23 protein-coding genes and 1 other annotated feature are annotated in these 19,907 nt (G+C 51.6%); of the genes, 21 read left to right on the top strand and 2 right to left on the bottom strand.

Annotated features, from left to right (window positions below):
* The first annotated feature begins 1 nt into the window (after nucleotide 1).
* The 3 genes from udk (at nucleotide 2) to RI501_RS08465 (ending at nucleotide 1,732) form a co-directional block, all read left to right on the top strand.
* Entirely contained in the window at nucleotides 2–685 is a 684-nt protein-coding gene (gene udk, locus RI501_RS08475; protein ID WP_313821716.1) for a uridine kinase, read from the top strand.
* 93 nt (nucleotides 686–778) lie between these two features.
* Nucleotides 779–1,255 carry a transcription elongation factor GreA gene (greA, locus tag RI501_RS08470; RefSeq protein ID WP_313821714.1) on the top strand — a complete coding sequence of 159 codons (477 nt, stop codon included), beginning with the start codon at nucleotides 779–781 and terminating at the stop codon, nucleotides 1,253–1,255.
* A gap of 174 nt (nucleotides 1,256–1,429) precedes the next feature.
* The gene (locus RI501_RS08465; protein ID WP_313821713.1) at nucleotides 1,430–1,732 is read left to right on the top strand and encodes a HesB/YadR/YfhF family protein; all 303 of its coding nucleotides are present in this window, start codon (nucleotides 1,430–1,432) and stop codon (nucleotides 1,730–1,732) included.
* A gap of 52 nt (nucleotides 1,733–1,784) precedes the next feature.
* Here the strand turns inward: RI501_RS08465 and RI501_RS08460 are convergent, their stop codons facing one another.
* Complete coding sequence (locus RI501_RS08460; protein WP_313821711.1) at nucleotides 1,785–4,424, bottom strand: YfhO family protein; 2,640 nt, start codon at nucleotides 4,422–4,424, stop codon at nucleotides 1,785–1,787.
* A 377-nt stretch (nucleotides 4,425–4,801) separates the two neighbouring features.
* Between RI501_RS08460 and RI501_RS08455 the strand changes: the two genes are divergently transcribed.
* The 8 genes from RI501_RS08455 to RI501_RS08420 all read left to right on the top strand — a co-directional run bounded on the left by RI501_RS08455 (nucleotide 4,802) and on the right by RI501_RS08420 (nucleotide 11,558).
* Nucleotides 4,802–5,824 (top strand): IS30 family transposase, encoded by a 1,023-nt coding sequence (locus tag RI501_RS08455; RefSeq protein WP_233742108.1) that lies wholly within the window; start codon nucleotides 4,802–4,804, stop codon nucleotides 5,822–5,824.
* A gap of 259 nt (nucleotides 5,825–6,083) precedes the next feature.
* The gene (locus RI501_RS08450) at nucleotides 6,084–8,186 is read left to right on the top strand and encodes a peptidoglycan D,D-transpeptidase FtsI family protein (protein ID WP_313821705.1); all 2,103 of its coding nucleotides are present in this window, start codon (nucleotides 6,084–6,086) and stop codon (nucleotides 8,184–8,186) included.
* A 126-nt stretch (nucleotides 8,187–8,312) separates the two neighbouring features.
* Nucleotides 8,313–8,462, top strand: coding sequence for a 50S ribosomal protein L33 (gene rpmG, locus RI501_RS08445; protein ID WP_081721478.1), 150 nt, complete (start codon nucleotides 8,313–8,315; stop codon nucleotides 8,460–8,462).
* Nucleotides 8,463–8,630: 168 nt separating this feature from the next.
* Nucleotides 8,631–9,170 (top strand): 5-formyltetrahydrofolate cyclo-ligase, encoded by a 540-nt coding sequence (locus tag RI501_RS08440; RefSeq protein WP_313821703.1) that lies wholly within the window; start codon nucleotides 8,631–8,633, stop codon nucleotides 9,168–9,170.
* Nucleotides 9,171–9,257: 87 nt separating this feature from the next.
* The gene (locus RI501_RS08435; protein WP_313823180.1) at nucleotides 9,258–9,866 is read left to right on the top strand and encodes a rhomboid family intramembrane serine protease; all 609 of its coding nucleotides are present in this window, start codon (nucleotides 9,258–9,260) and stop codon (nucleotides 9,864–9,866) included.
* 43 nt (nucleotides 9,867–9,909) lie between these two features.
* On the top strand, nucleotides 9,910–10,140 hold the full coding sequence (locus tag RI501_RS08430; protein WP_313821701.1) for a YqgQ family protein: 231 nt from the start codon (nucleotides 9,910–9,912) through the stop codon (nucleotides 10,138–10,140).
* A gap of 4 nt (nucleotides 10,141–10,144) precedes the next feature.
* Nucleotides 10,145–11,116, top strand: coding sequence for an ROK family glucokinase (locus RI501_RS08425; protein ID WP_313821699.1), 972 nt, complete (start codon nucleotides 10,145–10,147; stop codon nucleotides 11,114–11,116).
* 31 nt (nucleotides 11,117–11,147) lie between these two features.
* Nucleotides 11,148–11,558 (top strand): rhodanese-like domain-containing protein, encoded by a 411-nt coding sequence (locus tag RI501_RS08420; RefSeq protein ID WP_313821697.1) that lies wholly within the window; start codon nucleotides 11,148–11,150, stop codon nucleotides 11,556–11,558.
* A gap of 50 nt (nucleotides 11,559–11,608) precedes the next feature.
* On the opposite strand, the gene RI501_RS08415 is transcribed toward RI501_RS08420, so the two are convergent.
* Nucleotides 11,609–11,788, bottom strand: a complete 180-nt coding sequence (locus RI501_RS08415) for a DUF3042 family protein (RefSeq protein ID WP_057734247.1) — start codon at nucleotides 11,786–11,788, stop codon at nucleotides 11,609–11,611.
* Between the two features lie 183 nt (nucleotides 11,789–11,971).
* Between RI501_RS08415 and miaA the strand changes: the two genes are divergently transcribed.
* The 10 genes from miaA (at nucleotide 11,972) to RI501_RS08365 (ending at nucleotide 19,853) form a co-directional block, all read left to right on the top strand.
* On the top strand, nucleotides 11,972–12,889 hold the full coding sequence (gene miaA / locus RI501_RS08410) for a tRNA (adenosine(37)-N6)-dimethylallyltransferase MiaA (RefSeq protein ID WP_313821694.1): 918 nt from the start codon (nucleotides 11,972–11,974) through the stop codon (nucleotides 12,887–12,889).
* Nucleotides 12,890–13,010: 121 nt separating this feature from the next.
* On the top strand, nucleotides 13,011–13,397 hold the full coding sequence (locus tag RI501_RS08405) for a MerR family transcriptional regulator (RefSeq protein ID WP_313821692.1): 387 nt from the start codon (nucleotides 13,011–13,013) through the stop codon (nucleotides 13,395–13,397).
* 44 nt (nucleotides 13,398–13,441) lie between these two features.
* Nucleotides 13,442–14,782: a type I glutamate--ammonia ligase gene (gene glnA, locus RI501_RS08400; protein WP_313821690.1), complete on the top strand. Its 1,341-nt coding sequence runs from the start codon at nucleotides 13,442–13,444 to the stop codon at nucleotides 14,780–14,782.
* A gap of 317 nt (nucleotides 14,783–15,099) precedes the next feature.
* Entirely contained in the window at nucleotides 15,100–15,858 is a 759-nt protein-coding gene (locus RI501_RS08395) for an exonuclease SbcC (protein ID WP_313821688.1), read from the top strand.
* Between the two features lie 112 nt (nucleotides 15,859–15,970).
* Nucleotides 15,971–16,912, top strand: coding sequence for a hypothetical protein (locus RI501_RS08390; protein WP_313821686.1), 942 nt, complete (start codon nucleotides 15,971–15,973; stop codon nucleotides 16,910–16,912).
* Between the two features lie 11 nt (nucleotides 16,913–16,923).
* Nucleotides 16,924–17,466, top strand: coding sequence for a dUTP diphosphatase (locus RI501_RS08385; RefSeq protein ID WP_313821684.1), 543 nt, complete (start codon nucleotides 16,924–16,926; stop codon nucleotides 17,464–17,466).
* A gap of 132 nt (nucleotides 17,467–17,598) precedes the next feature.
* Nucleotides 17,599–17,677, top strand: a sequence feature (ribosomal protein L21 leader region).
* 21 nt (nucleotides 17,678–17,698) lie between these two features.
* Nucleotides 17,699–18,007, top strand: coding sequence for a 50S ribosomal protein L21 (gene rplU, locus RI501_RS08380; RefSeq protein WP_057734261.1), 309 nt, complete (start codon nucleotides 17,699–17,701; stop codon nucleotides 18,005–18,007).
* Nucleotides 18,008–18,035: 28 nt separating this feature from the next.
* Nucleotides 18,036–18,374 (top strand): ribosomal-processing cysteine protease Prp, encoded by a 339-nt coding sequence (locus RI501_RS08375; protein WP_313821680.1) that lies wholly within the window; start codon nucleotides 18,036–18,038, stop codon nucleotides 18,372–18,374.
* Nucleotides 18,375–18,399: 25 nt separating this feature from the next.
* Nucleotides 18,400–18,693, top strand: a complete 294-nt coding sequence (rpmA, locus tag RI501_RS08370) for a 50S ribosomal protein L27 (RefSeq protein WP_313823178.1) — start codon at nucleotides 18,400–18,402, stop codon at nucleotides 18,691–18,693.
* 95 nt (nucleotides 18,694–18,788) lie between these two features.
* Nucleotides 18,789–19,853, top strand: coding sequence for a M24 family metallopeptidase (locus tag RI501_RS08365; protein WP_313821677.1), 1,065 nt, complete (start codon nucleotides 18,789–18,791; stop codon nucleotides 19,851–19,853).
* Nucleotides 19,854–19,907: the final 54 nt, after the last annotated feature.

Genomic DNA, 19,907 nt, shown 5'->3' with positions numbered 1-19,907 from the left:
GATGGCGACAGTGTTGGCAGATAAGAAACGACCAATCATCATTGGGGTAACCGGGGGTTCCGGCAGTGGCAAGACGACCGTTAGCCGGGCAATCTTTAATCAATTGGTGGGGCACTCCATCATGATTTTGCAACAGGATTCTTACTACAAGGATCAGGCGGACATGACCATGGAAGAACGTAAGGCGGTCAACTATGACCATCCCTTGACGTTTGATACGGACCTGTTAATCGAACAACTCAAACAGTTGCTGCGGTACGAGCCCATCGAAAAGCCCGTTTATGATTACAATCTATTCACGCGTAGTCACGAAACGATCCACCAAGAACCCCGTGATGTGATTATCTTGGAGGGCATCCTCATTCTCGATGATGAGCGGCTCCGGGACCTGATGGACATCAAGGTCTTCGTGGATACCGACGACGATATTCGGATCATTCGGCGGATTCAACGGGACATGAACGAACGTGATCGGTCCTTGGAATCCGTAATTGGTCAGTATCTGAAGACGGTTAAGCCGATGTATCACCAGTTTGTGGAGCCTACTAAGCGTTACGCTGACATTATCGTTCCTGAGGGGGGCGAAAATCAGGTGGCTATTGATCTGTTAGTCACTAAGATTCGGTCCATTCTGGAAGCACACGGAAATAAAGAAGTTTTTGACAATCAAGATACCACCATTTAAGATGGGGGAGTTAGCGCTGGTGAATGTGTGCCGGCCAAGTGACGGAACAACCGTCAGTCTAAAAAAATTAAGCAGGTAAAAGGGGTGGCCATTGTGGCAGAAGACAAGATGTATCCAATGACTGAAGAAGGTAAGGAAAAGCTCCAAGCCGAATTGGAAGATTTAAAGATGGTTCAGCGGCCCAAAGTGATTGAACGGATTAAGATTGCGCGGTCTTACGGGGACCTTTCGGAAAATTCCGAATACGAATCCGCTAAGGACGAACAGAGTATGTTAGAAACGCGGATCAGTACGGTTGAGCGGATGCTTCAATACGCGCAGATCATCGATAACGATGGGACGGATAAGGACGAGATTTCCGTGGGGAAGAAAGTCACCTTCCAGGAACTCCCCGACGAAGATCCGGAAGAATACACCATCGTGGGTGCGGCGGAAGCCGACCCGATGGCGGGGAAGATCTCCAACGATTCGCCCATCGCTAAGGGCTTGTTAGGCCACCGCGTCGGCGAAAACGTCACCTTCCCGACGCCTGGCGGTGATATGACCGTTAAAGTGTTAAAAGTAGAATAGTGTCACCGGGGGACAGCCACCAGGGGTCCCCTTTTTTGATCTCTAGCAAAACGTTTGTGTCTAATTTAATTGCTAACGATTAAGTGGAGTGTTCTACTTGTCAAACCGCCCCTAAACATGGTATAAAGAGAATTGAAAACGGATTCACAGTCTGGTCAAGAGGAGCATACGAAGATGAAGATTACGGTAACGGATGCAGCAAGCAAGTGGTTCCGTGAAGAAATGGGGATGACGGGACGTGGAATTCGCTTCTTTGGCAAGGTGTACGGGAAGACGCCCGTTCATCAAGGTTTTTCGTTGGGGATGACCCCCGACGATGCGCCCCGTGATCCCGTGGTCACTGAAAAAAAGGATGATGTCACTTACTACATTACCGAGGGTGACGAATGGTTCTTTGTGGGTTACGATCTGACGGTCGATTATGATCCCCAGACGGATGGACCGACGTATCGCTATACGGAAAATGGTGAACTCTAGACAATCAAAAACGCGAGCACACTTGAAGTGCTCGCGTTTTTGATTGGTCATATTAGGCTGAGGGATGGTGACGGCGCAACCAGGCCCAGCTGCCACAGACTAGTAGCAAGGTGATGCCACTAATCAACAGGCCGAGGTTGAGCAATGGGGGCCAGTAGGCGAGTTTGACGCGGTTAGTCCCCTTAGTGAGTTTAACGGCGGTAAACATGCCCACGGTGCGATAGGTCTTGGCCGGGTGACCGTTAACGGTCGCGTGCCAGCCCTTAGAATAAGGAATAGACGTGTTGAGCACTTGGTGGTTGGTTGTGGCGGTGACCCGGCCGGTAAATTGCCGGTTGGACTGTTGCGATAATTGCCAAGGATGTTGCTGCAACTGGGTGACCGCTTGTTTCAGCCGGGAAGTGTTCAGGCGGTAGAGCGTGAAGTTCTGCAGCCAGAGTGAGCCCTTTTTGAGCTGGATGGTGAATTTGATAGTCTGCCCCTTGGCCCGGTCGGCGGCACTCACAATCACCGTGTTGCGGTAGGTGGGGTATTGTGCCAGCGACTTGCCGTTGAGGGTGAAGGTCGCGTTTTGCGGATTGACCGTGGATCCCATCGTGAGGTAGTAGGCCGCGTTGTCCTTAGGCTTAAAGGTAAGCGTGATGCTTCCGGGTTTCAGTAGGTTCTTTTTCTGTAACATGGCGCCGGTAATTTTGCTTTGCTGGTTGATGTTTTGGAAGGCCACCTGGCTGAAATTTTCCGCCGTAAAGAGGTGCTGGTCTTGTGCGTTGCCGGTCAATGCGGCCAACCAGTTAGCCTGGTATTGGGCGGGATCGGCCGTGGTATTCTTCAGCGATAGAATCTGGTCGCTGGCCGCGTAGCCCATGGGGAGGGCGTAGGGGTTCTTGTAGCGGATAGCCCAGTGATCTTGACCGACGACTTGGTAATCGGCCAGGTCGGCCTTATTACTGGAAGCCGGGAGCATACTGGAGCCGCTCAGGGCCCCGGAGAGCTGCTTATCCTTGAAATAGTACTTCATGTTCAGTAGAGAATCGGTCAGCAACGTGCCGTTACTGTATTCCACGAAGCCGTCGCCGTCGGGTACCCCGATGTGTCCCATGAACGTGGGCGTGGTTTTCGGCAGGGCCGATGAGAAGACGGAACCGCCGTTAAAACCGGTCTGAAAGGCATCGCCCTTAGTTCGCAGGAAGGTCTTGCCAATGCGGTAGAAGCCCTTATCCGCTTGCTGGGTCTTATCGACCAGGCGTTGGAGTTCGGCGGTGTAGTTGCCGTATTCACCTTGAGAAACGTAGCTGATGTTGTTTAGATCCAAATAGGCGTTGGCCGTGACCTCCGTCACACCAATGACAAAGATCATTAACGGGTAGGTCCAGTGTTTCTTGAATGGGAAAGTGTAGAGCATTAACGCCAAAACCACAAACAGTAGTCCTAACCAGAACTGGCTGGGTTTCAGGTACTTAAAGGTTTTCAGATTGGCTTCCACGTAGTAGCAGCCCAATGCGACCACGAGGGTGACCAGGCCGATGGCAATGGGACCCGGTCGGAAGTCCAAGGTGAGGGTTTGAGCGGCCAGCCAAATCAGCCAGAAGCAAATCACAAACGAAAAGCGGTAATGGTACCAAACGGGGAATTGGCCCGCGTGCCACAGGAGGTCCAGGGGCTGAACACAGGTGGAGAAGGCCAAGAATAAGGTGACGATCCCGGCGGTTAGGCGACTACGGAGGGAGATTTTTCGGTTCACGAAAAAGAATAACGCCCCCAGAAGGGCCAAGGCCCCAACGAAGACGTTGGCGGGGCCATCGGGCATTTGATCGAAGTTAAAGGCGCCCAGGAAGAACTTGGAAAGGGTCTTCAAGGGGAATAATTCGAAACGCCACTTGAAGGTTTGAATCGTGTACTGGACCTTACTTTGCGTTAGCGACCACCAGGTGGGGAGCAGGACAACGGCGACTAAGGCCCCACTAACTAGCGAGGCCAGAGCAAAGCGTCCCGCTTGTCTGGCCAAGTTCCGCCAGGTTGTAAATTTATCGGCGGCCAGCCAGATAAACGCTAGAATTAGAAATAAGCAGATCATGTAGGCCATATAGTAGTTCACAATCAGCATGATGGGGAGCCAAATCAGGTAGGGTTTCCAGTGGCCGGTGGTCATGAGCTGAATTAGACCGTAGAAAATTAAGGGTAAGAGGATGGTGGCATCCAACCACATGATGTTTAGTTGGTTGGCAATGGCCCACCCCATTAGGGCGTAAGCGGTGGCCAGGGTAATGGCCATTAACCCGTCTTGGCGGGTGACCTTCAGCAGTAGCCAGGCAAAGCTGAGTCCCGCTAGTCCGTATTTAAGAACGGTAATCAAGAAGATGCCACTGGTTAGGTGGGCCCCGGGAAAGGCCAATAAGAGCAGATTCAAGGGACTGAGTAAGTAGTAGGCCCAGTTGCCGACCATTTCACCGCCCAGCCCATTACTGAAGGAATAGAAGATGGCACTGGAATCGTGGAGCAGGGTCCGCCGTAAGTAAGCGAAAAAGTCTACATATTGTTGACCGAGATCGACGGTCAGTAAGCTACTCGAGCCAAAGGGTGCCATCTGCCGGTAGGCAAAATAAACCGTCATAATAATCAAAGGCGTTAGGAAGGCTCCTAATAACGTCCATCGTTTGGGCGTCCAGGCCCAACGCCGTTTTTTTTCTGGCAAAGTTAGCCACCTCAATCTTTAGAAATTATAAAAGGTTCCTGGCGAACCTGTACATTTTGCTTTCAGTTACCTAGAATAGCATAGAATCTGTTGAGGACCTACCAACGACGGTCCACATTTTGTCAAAATCTGTTAGTGGTGATCACCCGTAATTTGCCAACTGGAGGTGCCTGAACTGACGGTGTTGCGGGACTCACGGCCTAGGCTACGGAAATTTGGTTGGTAAAGTTGCTGGCTTAGCTGGGCAGCCTCAGGGAAACTAAAGATTCATTTAAGCGCCTGATTTACAATTCAAGTGCACCACTTAAATAATTGGACCAAAAAGGCCATGAAGACCTATTCTTAAATCAACGACGAATTAAGAAAGAAGTGTCTTCATGACCCAATCTAAGCGTACCACGACTAGTCATTACCAACAACTCCAATCTGCCGAACGGACTCTTATTATGAACTGGCGATTTGATGGCCGTTCTTGCCATCAGATCGCCCAAATGTTGCACCGAAGTCCCAGCACCATCAGTCGTGAAATTCGACGAGGGAGCGTTCACCAGCTAGGCCCTAATCGACGACCTACACTGGTCTATTGGGCTGAGTCTGCCCAATTACTACACAATAAAGCCCGTGAAGCCTGTCACGCCCAGAGCTGGCTTGACAAGGCACCACAATTCTTCCTACAGCTAACTAAAGCGCTCAAAAAACGCCAACGTCTTTTAAGCGTAGATACCTTTGTGCACTATTATCAGGTCAATCACCCGGACGACCGGTGTCCTTCAGTGCCCACTGTCTATCGCTATATCGACGCGGGTGTCCTGAAATTAAAGAATGGCGATTTACCCATGAAGCTGCGGCGACACGCTAGATCCGGTTATCGTTCACACAAACGCCTAAACAAGCGTAACTTCGGGAAATCCATCGAAGAGCTTCCCGTAGAGGCCCAAGAACGTCAGGTCGCTGGCCATTGGGAAGGCGACTTGGTTAAGGGCAAGCGTGAGGCCAGTGAACCAGCACTAATGACCCTTATTGACCGGGCAAAACGGTATGCCATCATTGTCAAGATACCGAATTACCACGCCGATACCTGCCTTAATACGCTTCAGAACATTGTTGACGACTATGGACCGGAGCACTTCAAAACGGTGCTTTTTGACAACGGTTCTGAGTTTTCCAAACTTTCCCAGGTCAAGGGACCGGATGTCTATTTTGCTCATCCGTACTCGCCCTGGGAACGTGGCAGTAACGAGCATCTGAATGGTGAAATCCGTGAGTTCATTCCTAAGGGTAAGTCCATGAAAGAGCTAAGTATTGTGAACGTTCAGGCCATCCAGGATATCCTTAACTCTCGTCCCCGCAAGGTTCTGGGCTACCAGACTGCCATGTCCTTATTACCCGATTTCGACTAAGCTAGACCAACTGATAAGAATGGGTTGTGAGTGTTGCACTTGATTTGACAATTCAGGGATTCATTTAAGCTTTAATTATGGTAGGCTAATGTGTCTTTTGTGACCAGTTAGAAGCGAGAACCACCGCATTTAGTGGCCCAGCTGGTGGCCGGGTAATGGCGGTCAGACCTAAAGATTTTAATTAAATTCGAATGGCAGGATAGTGGAGCTTGCTGAAGTTTGGTAGAATAAGAGCAGTACAATAAGGAGCAGAGCTGTTGTGAAGAATTTTTATAATCGCGTTAGTAACCGCAACCGGCCATCGCGGGGCCCCCAGAAGTCCTCGATCCCGTTTCGGTTAAACTTTCTTTTCATTATTGTTGCCCTGTTATTTGCGGCGCTGATTGGTCAGTTGGCGTATTTGCAGGTCATTTATGGGACGCAATTCAAGGCGGTCGTGAACCAAACGGATACGACCATCGAAACCACTAACGTCCAGCGGGGGATGATTTACGACTCCAACGGTAAGGTTTTAGTGGGTAACCAAGCGCACCAAGCCATTGCCTATACCAAAGGGGTCAATGTCTTGTCCACGGATATGTATACGATTGCTAACCGGCTCGGGAAGTATTTAACGGTTTCGACCAGCTCCCTGACGCCCCGTCAGTCGATCGATTACTATCTGACCAATACCAAGAACTTGACGGCCGTGGAGAAGAAGATTCCGAACATCAAGCAGTATTCGACGACGGAACGGTACAACAAGGCGTTAAGTTACATGGAAAACGACAAGAGCTTTAAGCTGACCGTGACACAGAAGAATGCGGCCGAAATCTTCGCGAAGATGAGTGGCGCCTACGCGTTGTCGACCACTTACATCAAGGACTCCAACGTTTCCAGTCAGGAAATTGCCCAGATTGGGGAACACTTATCCGAGATGCCGGGGATCAAGGTCAGCACCAGTTGGTCGCGTAACTACCCGAACGGTAATTCGATCAAGTCGATCATCGGGACGGTCTCTTCCGAAAAGACCGGGTTGCCCAGCGACGAAATCAATCAGTTGTTAGCCCAAGGGTATTCCCGAAACGACAGTGTGGGTCAATCCTACCTGGAAAAGGAATACGAATCCGTCTTGCGCGGAACTAAGGCCGAAAAACAGGTTGAAGTGGCGGGGAACAACACCATCACTAAGGAAGTTAAGAAGTATGGTGGGCAAAAGGGGGACAACCTCCAATTGACCATTAATTCGACCTTCCAGAGCCAACTACAAAAGCTGGTCCGTTCGGCGGAATCCAACGCCGGTGGTTATTCCACGGGGACCTACGCGGTCGTGATGAACCCCAATACCGGGGCCGTCATTGGGATCGCTGGGGTCGACCGGAATCCGTCGACCGGGAAGCTAACCGATAATGCGCTGGGAACCATCAACAGCGACATCGTGATGGGGTCCGTGGTCAAAGGGGCCATGGTCTCCGGGGCCTTGATGTCCGGAGTCATTACGCCGGAAAACAACACGTTGACCGATGAAGTGATTAACATTGGGGGCGTCAAGAAGTCTTCCTGGTTTAACCACAGTGGGAGTGCCAACATTTCCGTGGATGCGCCGACCGCACTGGAAGTGTCGTCTAACTCTTACATGATGCAGCTGGCCATGAAGGAAGCGGGCTTCAAGTATTCCGCCGGGGCGGCGCTGAACATGAGTACCAAGGCGTTTAGCATCGAACGGGGCTACTTCAACCAGTTCGGACTCGGGGTCAAGACGGGCATCGACTTGCCGGGTGAAAGTACCGGTCTGGAAGGGTCCAGTTCGCGGACCAACATCGGGAGTGCCTTGGACTTGTCCTTTGGGAACTACGATGCCTACACCACCATGCAGGTGGCCCAATACATGTCCACGGTGGCTAACGGGGGAACCCGGATTGCGCCGCACGTGGTTCAAGCGATTCGGGGCACCACGTCCGATGGTAAGCTAGGAACGGTGAAGTCGACGGTCACGCCGAAGGTCTTAAACACCATCGACATGACGGCTGCCGAGAAAAAGCTGGTTAAGGAAGGACTCTATGACGTGGTTCACGGGTCCAACACCTACAAGACCGGGGCCGAATTGGCTTCGATCTCGCCGGGAATCTCCGCGAAGACCGGGACGGCCGAAACCTACTACAAGGGTCATTCGACGGTTACGTTGAGTCTGGCGTCCTACGCACCGTCCAACGATCCCCAGGTGGTCGTGGCCTTAGCTATGCCGAACCTGAGTACCAGTGACGAAGATAATAACATGAAGCTGGCTAAGCAGATTTATGCGGCCTACTGGAAGACGGTGCAGTCGACGTCGACGTTGACTAATCCGACGAAGGCCGGGTCTGCCCAGAATACGGCGGGTTAAAGACGTGTAAAGTAATTTTCCTTAACATTATTTGGATAAGGGCTGGTAATTATGGCCGATTAATGGTAATATATTACGAGTTAAGGCTCAAGCCTGTAATTCTGAACAAGTTGGGAGGTTACCCACATGCGTGTCCACATCACTTTAGAATGTACGGAATGCCACGAACGCAATTACTTATCCAGCAAGAACCGGCGTAATAACCCGGACCGGGTAGAATTCAAGAAATACTGCCCGCGCGAACGGAAAGTAACGTTGCATCGTGAAACTAAGTAAGAGGTACGGGCGAAAGTCCGCACCTTTTTTTGTGCGATTTTTCGCTGGTGAGCTGCCCCACAGTTAACGATGACACCTTAGTGGGGTGAGCAGCTGTCAAGTCAGTTGCTATTCCAACGTGAGCCGGGTAATATCGAAGGCAGCGTTAAGTTTTAGGAGGTAGAGGGCATGGATAAAGCAACCTTGCGCCAACAAACGATTCAGGCACTAACCCGGCTGTCCGCTGAGGAGCGACAGGAAGCCAGTGAACGGCTCTATCAGGCCTTGTGGGCCTCGCCGCAGTGGCGGGATGCCCAAACGGTCGCCACGACGTTGAGTAGCGCGCTGGAGCTGAATACGCAGCCCATCATCGCGCGGGCACAGGCCGAAGGAAAAACGGTGGCGGTGCCCCAGACGCTCCCGCACCGGCAGATGGCCTTTCGTCCGTTAACCGGTGAAACGACGTTGGTAACCACCAAGTTTGGGCTACGGGAGCCCCAAGACGGCCCCGTGATCGCGCCAGATGCGTTGGACCTGATCGTGGTCCCGGGTCTAAAGTTCGCCGCAACGGGTGAACGACTGGGGTTTGGCGGGGGATATTACGACCGTTATCTGCCCCAGACCAGGGGGACCAAGGTGGCCTTGGCGTTGCCGGTTCAGCAAACGGCCCAACCGACTTGGCCGGTAGAGTCCTTTGACGTGTTGCTAGACGTGGTGATTAATGCGTAATGAGGGGAGCACTTTAGCGTGACAATACAACGCCGATTACGGCAATTCAAACAAACTCCGTTTATCACGGTGGGATTGATCGCCATCATGGTGGTGGTCTACCTGGCCATGACGTTGGCGGGGGGTAGCACCAACGTTAACGTCTTGTTGACGTTTGGCGCGAAGGTTAACGTCCTGATTCAGCAGGGACAGTGGTGGCGGTTGATAACGCCCGTTTTCCTGCACATTGGCTTCACCCACATTCTGATGAATATGATCACGCTATACTTTGTGGGGATGCAGTTAGAAGCCGCCTTCGGTCATTTACGGTATTTAGGCATTTTTCTTTTGGCGGGAGTGGGTGGTAACATCGCCAGCTTTTGTTTCTCCGACAGTTTGTCGGCCGGGGCTAGTACCGCCATTTTTGGGCTCTTTGGGGCTTTTTTGATGCTGGGGGAATCGTTCTGGCAAAACGCCGTGATTCGCCAATTAGCCAACACTTTCTTAGCGTTTATCGTGATGAACTTGGCATTTGATATCTTCACGCCGGGTATCGACCTAGCGGGGCACATCGGGGGCTTAGTCGCCGGCTTTTTGGCGGCTTACTTGATGGGCGTGCCGAGAATTGGTAAAGTTAGTGTGATCAAACGACTGATTGCGACGGTTGTTTTGGTAGTGGGTTTCATCTGGCTGTACCTGCACGGCATGGCCCAGTAATTTTGCAAAATGTATCGTGCAATTTGACGGAGGTTGTGGCACAATGAGAACGTTATATGATGTTCAGCAGCTACTTAAAAACTTTGGTATTTATGTTTACGTCGGCAAGCGTATGTGGGACATTGAGGTCATGGCGTTGGAACTCGACCACCTGCGGCAAGCAAAGGTGGTTGATGAACCGACCTTCGTCCAGGCCAAATTAGTGCTCACACATGAACACCGAATCGAGGAACAGCGGGCAAGAGATCAGCACCAATCCATTGGAGGGGTTTAGAATTATGGCACGGAATTTAATTGGGATCGATTTAGGTGGGACCACTACCAAGATGGCCTTTATTACGGTCGACGGGGAAATCCTGACGAAGTGGAGTATTCCGACGGAGACCCACGACGACGGTAGCCACATTATTCCAAATATCATTAAATCAATCAACGAACACATTACGAGCTCGGAGTTTACCACGGCCGATTTCTTAGGCATTGGCATGGGCGTTCCCGGACCGGTCGATATTGAAAATGGAACCGTTCTCTTTGCAGTCAACCTGAACTGGAAAACGCGCCAACGCGTGCGTGACCAAATTCAAGAGGGCTTAGGGCTCCAATTCATCCTTGATAATGATGCGAACGTTGCTTCTTTAGGAGAATACTGGAAGGGCGCCGGTGAAAAGGATGAAGACGTGGTCTTTGTCACCTTGGGTACCGGGGTCGGTGGCGGTGTCATTGCGGGTGGTCGCCTGCTACACGGGGTCAACGGCGGGGCCGGTGAACTCGGTCACGTGACCGTTCAACCGAACGGTTACCTGTGCAACTGTGGTAAGCGCGGCTGTCTCGAACAATACGCGTCTGCTACGGGGATTGTCCACGTGGCCGCCGACATGGCCAAGGACTTCTTAGGCACGTCACGCTTAAAAGAGATGGAAGATAATCAAGAAAGTATCACGTCGAAGATGATCTTCTACTTAGCCGACAACGGCGATATCTTAGCCAACCAAGTGGTTGATCGGGTGACCTACTACTTAGGATTGGCTTTGGCCAACGTGGCTAACATTTTGAACCCAGCGAACATCATTATTGGCGGGGGCGTTTCTAACGCGGGGAACACGTTGTTGCAACCGACGACGCGTTACTTCCAAGAAAATGCATTTCCTGCTGCCCGGGACACGACCAAGTTGCGCTTAGCCCAACTGGGGAACGATGCCGGGGTAATCGGGGCCGCATCCTTAGCTTTGCGGTTCCAAAAAACTAATTAAGCACTAGCTGTTAAGGAAGGACGATTTTGTTTTGGTAATTGCAGTTTCCGGGTGGACAATTTATACCATCATCTTGATTTTGATTTTAGTAGCTTGGGGCGGTTGGCAGTTAAGTACCGTTTTACGCCGTAACCGGGTCGCCACGCTCATCGACGAGAAAACCTTCCAAGAAGGTATGCGGAAGGCTCAAGTCATTGATTTACGGGAAAAGAAGGATTTTGATGCTGGTCACATTTTGGGTGCCCGGAACATTCCTTATTCCACGTTTGCGGCTTATCATAACCAATTGCGGCCGGATTTGCCGGTTTACCTGTATGATCAGGGGAAAGCGTTAAGTACCCGCGCGGCCATCAGATTGGGGAAGGACGACTTCAAGGAGATTTATATCTTGAAGACGGGTTACGCACGTTGGGAAGGTAAAACGAAAAAAACGAAGTATTAATCGTCAAAAAAGGTTCGTCACGGTCGTAAGACTGGACGAACCTTTTTGAGTTAGTAGCCGTGATGAGCGGAGTGGCTCTTGCGGTTGGCTTTTTTGCGGTTTTCTTCGAACCGGGCTTCTTGATCTTCGATCGGTTGCACGACCTTTTTCTTAAAGGAGAAGACGGCACCGGCAACGGCACTGGCCGTCGCGACGACGCCAAATAAGAATCCCTTGGTAAAATGCTTCATGGTCAGTAGACCCCTTTCAATGAGTAAGTTAGTTATCCGCTTCCATTATGCAAGGTTCCGGAGAAAATAGCTAGTGTTTTAGCTTTAAGCGCCGGAAAAATCCGGTCACCCACAGACTTTGCCCGGCACGCGGTCGCCACCTATGGTACCCTTATCTTAGCAATTAACGAGGAGCGACGAATTATGGAGAAAGTGTTAGCGATCGTAGGGCCCACGGCGGTTGGGAAAACCGCGTTAGCCATTGCGTTGGCCCAAAAGTTTAACGGGGAGATCATTTCGGGCGATTCGATGCAGGTTTACCGTCACTTAGACATCGGCACGGCTAAAGCCACTCCCGCCGAACAACGCCAGGCCCCCCACCAACTCATCGACGTGTGCGACGTGACGCAACAATTTACCGTGGCTCAGTTCGTGGCGGCGGCGCGGCCGCTGATTACGGCGATTACGCAACGCGGCCACCTGCCGATTATTGCCGGGGGAACCGGTTTTTATTTACAGGCGCTATTTGATGGCTTAGCGTTGGGGGCCGATGCGCCCGGGGATCCCGCCTTACGAGCGCAATTACGGGCCGAGGCAGACGAACACGGGCCGCAAGCGCTATGGGATCGGTTACACCAGCAAGATCCGCTAGCCGCCGCTAAGATTCCGCCAACCAATGTTCGCCGGACCGTCCGTGCGTTAGAAGTTATCCAGGTTACGGGGCAACTTTTCTCCCATCAGGCGAACGGCGGTCCCGCCTATGATGAACGCTACGTGGCCCTGACGACCGATCGGCAGTTACTCTATCGGCGAATTAACACCCGGGTGGACCTAATGATCCAAAATGGTCTACTTGATGAAGTCCGTTGGTTGGCCCAACAAGGGGGCGCCGCTTTGCCGGCGGCGAGTGGTATTGGCTACCGCGAATTGTTGCCCGTTTTGGATCAACCCGAGCGCTTACCGGCAGCCATTGACCAGGTCAAGCAGGATTCACGCCACTATGCGAAACGCCAATTGACCTGGTTTAAACACCAGACGACCGCGGTTTGGTACGATTTGGTACAGCACCCGGAACAGCGCGCCCTGATTGATCAGCGGGTGGCTCTGTGGTTGACCCATTAGTTATTACGATTAACTAAAGATTGGGGAAAATTAACGATAGATGTCATAAAACATAACATCTCATCTTGACTCCCCCCGGTGGCGTGGTATGATATCGGTATAGTTGAAGGGGGCCGGTAGGTTGAAAGGAAAAGAACTCCGGCGGTCACTGGCTGTCCTGCCGATTGGTACCGTAATGAAGTTAACGAATCTTACGGCGCGGCAGATCCGCTACTACGAAGCGCAGGGGCTAGTGACCCCGCAACGTAACGATGGCAATCGGCGCATGTATTCGTTAAACGATGTTGACCGGTTGTTGGAAATTAAGGATTACCTCGATGAGGGGGTCAACGTGGCGGGCATCAAGGCCATTTATGACCAGCAGGCGAAAGCCGCTGCCGCGCGTAAAGCGGCACAGGAACGTCCCCTGACGGATGCGGATGTCCGGCGAATCCTGCAGGACGAGTTCATTCGCCAAGGGGGATTGGGGCATTCACCCAATAACCTAGATCCGCACCGACCCCTGTAATAGTTGATACTTTGGCATAAAAATTTTGATAGGGAGCGATTTGCATGGCAAAACCGGCATTCACGAAAGATGATATTCGCCAGATGGCCAAGGACGAAGACGTGAAGTTTCTGCGGTTAATGTTTACGGATTTATTTGGCACGATTAAGAACGTGGAAGTACCCATCAGCAAATTAGGTAAATTATTAGACAACAAGTTGATGTTTGATGGGTCGTCAATCGATGGCTTCGTCCGCATTGAAGAAAGCGATATGTACCTGTATCCCGACCTGTCCACGTGGATGATCTTCCCTTGGAGTACGGAACGGGGCAAAATCGCACGGGTGATTTGTGAAGTTTACACGCCGGATGGCCAACCCTTTGAGGGTGATCCACGGAATAACCTGATTCGCGTTCTGGCGGATATGCGCAAGGCCGGCTTTACCGACTTCAACATCGGTCCCGAACCCGAATTCTTCCTGTTCAAGATGGACGAAAATGGGAAACCGACGACGGAATTAAACGATAAGGGTAGCTATTTCGACATGGCTCCGATGGACTTAGGGGAGAACTGCCGCCGCGAAATCGTTTTGACCCTGGAAGAAATGGGCTTTGACGTCGAAGCTGCGCACCACGAAGTCGCACCGGGCCAACACGAAATTGACTTTAAGTATGCCGATGCGTTAGCTGCCGCCGACAATATCCAAACCTTCAAGCTGGTGGTGAAGACCATCGCCCGTAAGTATGGGCTGTATGCGACCTTCATGCCGAAACCGTTGGCGGGCATCAACGGGTCCGGGATGCACCTGAACATGTCCTTATTCCATGATAAGGGGAACGCCTTCTACGATGAAAAGGGCGACATGCAGTTGTCTGAAGATGCTTTCCACTTCTTGGGTGGTTTGCTGAAGCACGCGCGGAGCTTTACGGCGATCTGCAACCCCATCGTCAACAGTTATAAGCGGCTGGTTCCCGGTTACGAAGCTCCCGTATACGTGGCTTGGTCCGGGTCTAACCGGTCACCTCTAATCCGGGTACCAAGCTCACGCGGCCTGTCCACACGGTTGGAATTACGGAGTGTTGATCCAGCGGCCAACCCTTACTTGGCCCTTGCGGCGGTACTCGAAGCCGGCTTGGACGGGTTACGTAATAAGTTAGCCCCACAAGAAGCCGTGGACCGGAACATTTACCGGATGGACGCCGAAGAACGGCAGGAAAATCACATCACCAACTTGCCGGATACCTTACACAACGCACTGAAGGACTTGGCAGCCGACGATGTGATGCGTAACGCCATGGGGCACCACCTCTATCAAAGCTTCATTGAAGCGAAGAACTTGGAATACAATTCTTACCGGACCCAGGTTTCCCAGTGGGAACGTGACCAGTACCTGGAACTGTACTAAACGAGACGTCGCCGTTAGGCTCAGCGTCACGTTCAACCAAGTTAGTTATAAAAACCGTTGGCGGTCTGTGGACCGTCAGCGGTTTTTGATTACTCGGGGGGAGTGGTGTGTGCCGGATGGTGTCGGTGGGCGGCGACGTGGCGTCGCTTACCGGTTTTGCTAAAGCGGTTCGGTGAAAATCAAACGGATTATAAAAAAAGTGTTGTTTTTACTCGAAATTCGCGCAAACTGCTTTATTCTCCGCATTTTTTTGGTAACATAAACGTATAACCAATGTTCACGGCAGTGCCTAAGAACACGAGAATGAGGGATAATTCATGGAAAATCAAGAACAGCAAACAAGTGCTGCCGACGTCTTAACCCAGGCAATCGCCAACAAACTCGATTACTTGAGCACGTTACAGGCAGCGGTTCAACACGGTGACGACCGGCAAGTATACGAATTGCTCGATCAAGTTCGTTACTACCAAGAAGTTAAGAAGACGCGCGCCGCTAGGGCCGTTAACCATCTGGCTGAATTGGTCGATAACATTCATCTCCAGATCAGCCATTATTTAAGTGATAACTTAATTGATTATTTAGGGCATATTTATCCATTTTTCTATTACGAAGAATACACGACCGGTCTGTTTCACATTTACTTTGGAAATTGGTGGGACCGGCGGTTATTCGGGGACCTCGACGTGATTAACGTGAAGTTTAATTTCGATCAGGCCGAATACCAAAAACTTCAAAAATCGTTTGAATTAGAAGCCCAACACCAACGGTTAAACACCGCGAAGATTGAACAAATCTCCAGTGAAAGTGAACAATTACAAAAGCTCATGGATGCTCAATCCGTCCGGGATAACCAGAAGACGCAGTTGCGTGAACAGCTTAAGGAAAACAGTCAAAAGAGTAGTATGCCGTGGGATACCAGTAAGATTAAAGACGAGCGGCAACAAATCGTTGACCAGTTAACCGAGTTGGCCGATCAAGACGAAAAGGCGCTGAACGCCCACAAGGCCATCAAGGAAAACGACGATAAGATTCTGGTGTTATCGAAGGAAGATACCATCTTGAATTACGAAAAGTAGAGTATTCAGGATGCCTTTGATGATTTCGAACACTTTGAAGCGCACAACCAGAGCTTATATGCGGACTATTTAAACAGTCTGATTGGCAAGAGCGAAGGCGGGGTGAAGACTGATGATTAACGAAAACGATCCGTCGACGCTGACTACGAGTGGCCGGTTGTTGAACTATAACGAGGCCATTAAGAGTGGTTTGGAGACCGGTTTGACGTTTACCAAGTTAATGGATCAGTTGATCAAGACCCACGATGCCGACGAGTTAGTCGCGGCCGCCACGCAACTGGCGGATTTCAAGTTGGACTCGGACTACGTGACTTTCCCGCACCAATACAGCAACGCGGATTATTATCTGCTATTCATGGCGCGGATGTTAGAGCTGCACGATCAAGGCAAGCACGTGATGCTGCAGTCGCGCGATCACCACGAAGAGTTGACCCAACAGTTAACGCCGCTGGGTGATCGGGGCACTTTCAATTTCCGGATTGAGCCCTCCGAAAACGGGGGCGTCTTCTACCGGGAAAAGGCGACGGGGCAGTCGCTGTTTTACCTCAACTTAGACCGCAAGATGTTTCGGTTTAACAGTCATGCGCTAACCCAACTGTTCATCATTGATCTGCACGACACGGTTCCAGCCGATACTGTCAAGGCCTCCGTCCAGATTCTGGTGGATTTTGCGCGCTACTTAAAGGAAGACTACGGATACTCCGTGGACTTTAATATTCTGGACGCCGCTAACCAACAAAACTACGCCGTGCGGGCCGCCGATTTGCCGGCGGGAGTGGTCGATCGACTCTTCGTGACGGCCGCCAAGAACGACTTCATGTTGACTAACGGCGTTAACGGCAACGGTGCCCAGATTCAACTGGATAAAAACGTGGTCGTAGATATCTTCAATAACCAGCTCGAAGGCCAACCAGAATGGGTACTAACCGTGCACGACGATGAGCAACGCGTCTCCTGGTTTGACGTTTTGCTGCGTTACCCGTTCATGCGGGATTGGTACTTAGAAAATCTGGATGATTTGGAAATTGTGTCGGATCCGTTGATTTTTGGCTAGGAGGAATTTGGGTGCTACAACTTGCTAAATTGGTACAACAGTCCATTGCTTTAGACGAGCAGATTACCCGTGAGCGCGACATTGAATTGTCCCGACCACGGCAAATCGAAAACGCCTACGTGGCGTTGGACGTGGAATTAGCGGAGGTGGCCAATACCTCTGAGTGGTTCAAGGTCTGGAAGACTCACCGGGGCAAGGCCGATGCCGGTAAGACGGCGCGCGAAACGCTGTTGACTGAGTATACAGACGCCCTCGACTTTTTCCTACTGGTGGCGGCCAAGAAGACCTGGACGCACCTCATCATGTTGACCGAAGAAGACCTGACCACGTTGGCGAAGAGTCGGCCGGCCAAGGATTTAGACCAACAATACTTAATCTTAAAACGAATGCTGTTTAACAGTCACTTCGATCACCGGCAGGACGATTACCGGCACGCGTGGCGGCTGTTTCTCAAGTGGGGGTTCGTCGATCTGGGCTTTAGCCAAGACGAGATCCAAACGGCCTATGAAGCCAAGCGCCAGATTAATCTGGACCGCCAAGCTGGCGACTATTAACGAAATGACAGGTTCGAGGCCATCGTCTCGAACCTGTTTTTAGTCATCGGGCTGCTGGCAGTAGGTCGGCAAAATAATCCTTGACAACCTTACTGGTTTCCAGTACAATTTTCATGTTGTATTTGTGGACTTCCACAGCTGCAACCGCTCGGAACAAGTTCCTAAGTATCGGGTGACCGATCACTTGTCTTCGGCGAGTCTAAGTCTTTTACTTACAAGGAGGTGCACATAGATGTACGCAATTATCGTAACTGGTGGTAAGCAGTACAAGGTCGAAGCAGGCCAAGCTGTTTACGTTGAAAAGTTAAACGTTGAGGCCGGCGCTAAGGTCACTTTTGACCAAGTCGTGTTTGTCGGCGGCGAAACGCCAAAGATTGGGATGCCAACTGTAGATGGCGCAACTGTAACTGGAACTGTTGAAAAGCAGGGTCTGGAAAAGAAGGTTGTGACCTACAAGTACAAGCCAAAGAAGGGCCAACACACCAAGAAGGGTCATCGTCAACCATACACCAAGGTTGTCATTGACGCGATCAACGCTTAAAGTTAAAGCTTAAAAGGAGCGAGTCCGGATGATTCACGCTACGATCCATCACGGATCCGATCGAATCAATTCATTTCAAATCACTGGCCACGCCGACTCCGGTGAATACGGTCAGGACATCGTTTGTGCCGCAGTTTCGGTACTTGCGATCACGACGGTCAACGGTCTACAACGAGTCGCTAAGATTCCGGTAACCGTGGATAATCGTGATCAGGCGGGGGGCTTTCTGGAAGTAACCCTGCCACCAAAGCTGGAAGCACCGGCTGAACTTAAGGGACAAACGCTACTCCAGAGTTTTGCGGATGGATTACGGGACGTCGCGACGAACTACGCCGATTTCGTTGAGGTCAACGAGGTTAGCGACTAAAACCACGGGGGTGAAACAAATGCTGATGAACATGAACTTACAATTCTTCTCTCACCATAAAGGTGGTGGGTCCACTGCTAACGGTCGGGACTCTGCTGGTCGTCGTCTTGGGACGAAGGCTGCTGACGGCTCCACTGTAACGAGTGGTTCTATCCTTTACCGTCAACGCGGGACGCACATCTACCCAGGGGTCAATGTTGGCCGTGGTGGTGACGATACGTTGTTTGCCAAGGTTGCGGGCGTCGTTAAATTCGAACGCTTGGGCCGCGACAAGCGCCAAGTTTCCGTATACCCAGTTGCCGAAGAAGCAGCTAAATAATCACGGGGTTTTCCTCGTACGACTGAAGAGCTTGAGGCGAGACCAATTCGCTTTAGGCTCTTCTTTTGCTTCACAACCTTGAGGAGGGATGTTCCATGCCAGAACGGATTGACCGGCTGCGAGCCCAATTCACAGCCCTAAGTATCGATAGTTTCTTGGTCCAAGCCCCGAGCAATCAACGCTATTTAGTGGGGACGAGCGTGTTGCCCGGCGATGGGTACCTGTTAATTACGGCAAAGCGGGTCGTGTTCATCACCGATGCGCGGTATCAAACTGAGCTCACGACCACGATCCCCACGGTCCCACTGGTGATTACCAGAAATTACCTGCAAGCGGTCAACGACATTTTGCAGGCCGATAACGCCACGGTACTGGGGTTAGAGGATACGTTGAGTCTTCGGGAGTTTGCCTGGCTAGATGAACATCTAACGGCGGACCCGGTGCCGTTGGCTAACGTGGTCGATCACTTACGTCAGGTCAAAGATCCCGCCGAGCTCGCCGCGCTTAAAAAGGCCACGGCGCTGACCAGTCAGGGGGTCCAAGCCTTATTTAAGGTGCTGCGTCCCGGGATGACGGAACGCGCGGTGGCTTTGTGGCTGACGCGATGGATGCAAGACCACGGGGCCAGCGGGGAGAGTTTCCCCACCATCGTGGCCAGTGGGGCCCGTTCGGCCTGGCCACACGGGCAAGCCAGCGACAAGGTGCTCGCAACTCACGATTTGGTCACCATCGATTGTGGGTTTTACGTGGACGGTTACACGTCCGATCTAACCCGCACGGTGGCATTGGGTGACCCAGGAGAATTTCTTAAGCGCGCCTATCAGGCCGTCCAGACGGCCCAGGAGACCATCAAGGCGGCGGTCCGTCCCGGCGTAACGGGTGGGCAACTCGATCAATTGGGACGTGATTACCTGACGGAACAGGGTTACGGCGCAGCCTTTATTCACGGCACCGGGCACGGCATCGGACTCGACATCCACGAAGGGCCGAACATCGGTCGCAACTGGCCGGACGTGTTAGCGGCTAACCAGGTCGTGACCGTGGAACCAGGCGTTTATTTCCCGAATCAAGGCGGGATTCGCATCGAGGACGATTTACTGGTGACCGCTGACGGCCACCGGGAACTGACCACGGTGCCCCGGAATTTAATTATCTTATAAACTAGCCCCCTGTCTTGCTTTTTAGGGGGAAGAATTGATATTATAAAGAGGACA

The sequence above is a fragment of the Levilactobacillus zymae genome (assembly GCF_032190635.1).
Classification (GTDB): domain Bacteria; phylum Bacillota; class Bacilli; order Lactobacillales; family Lactobacillaceae; genus Levilactobacillus; species Levilactobacillus zymae_A.
The sequence above is the reverse complement of the archived record's forward strand: the minus strand, read 5'-3'. Positions and strand labels throughout refer to the sequence as shown.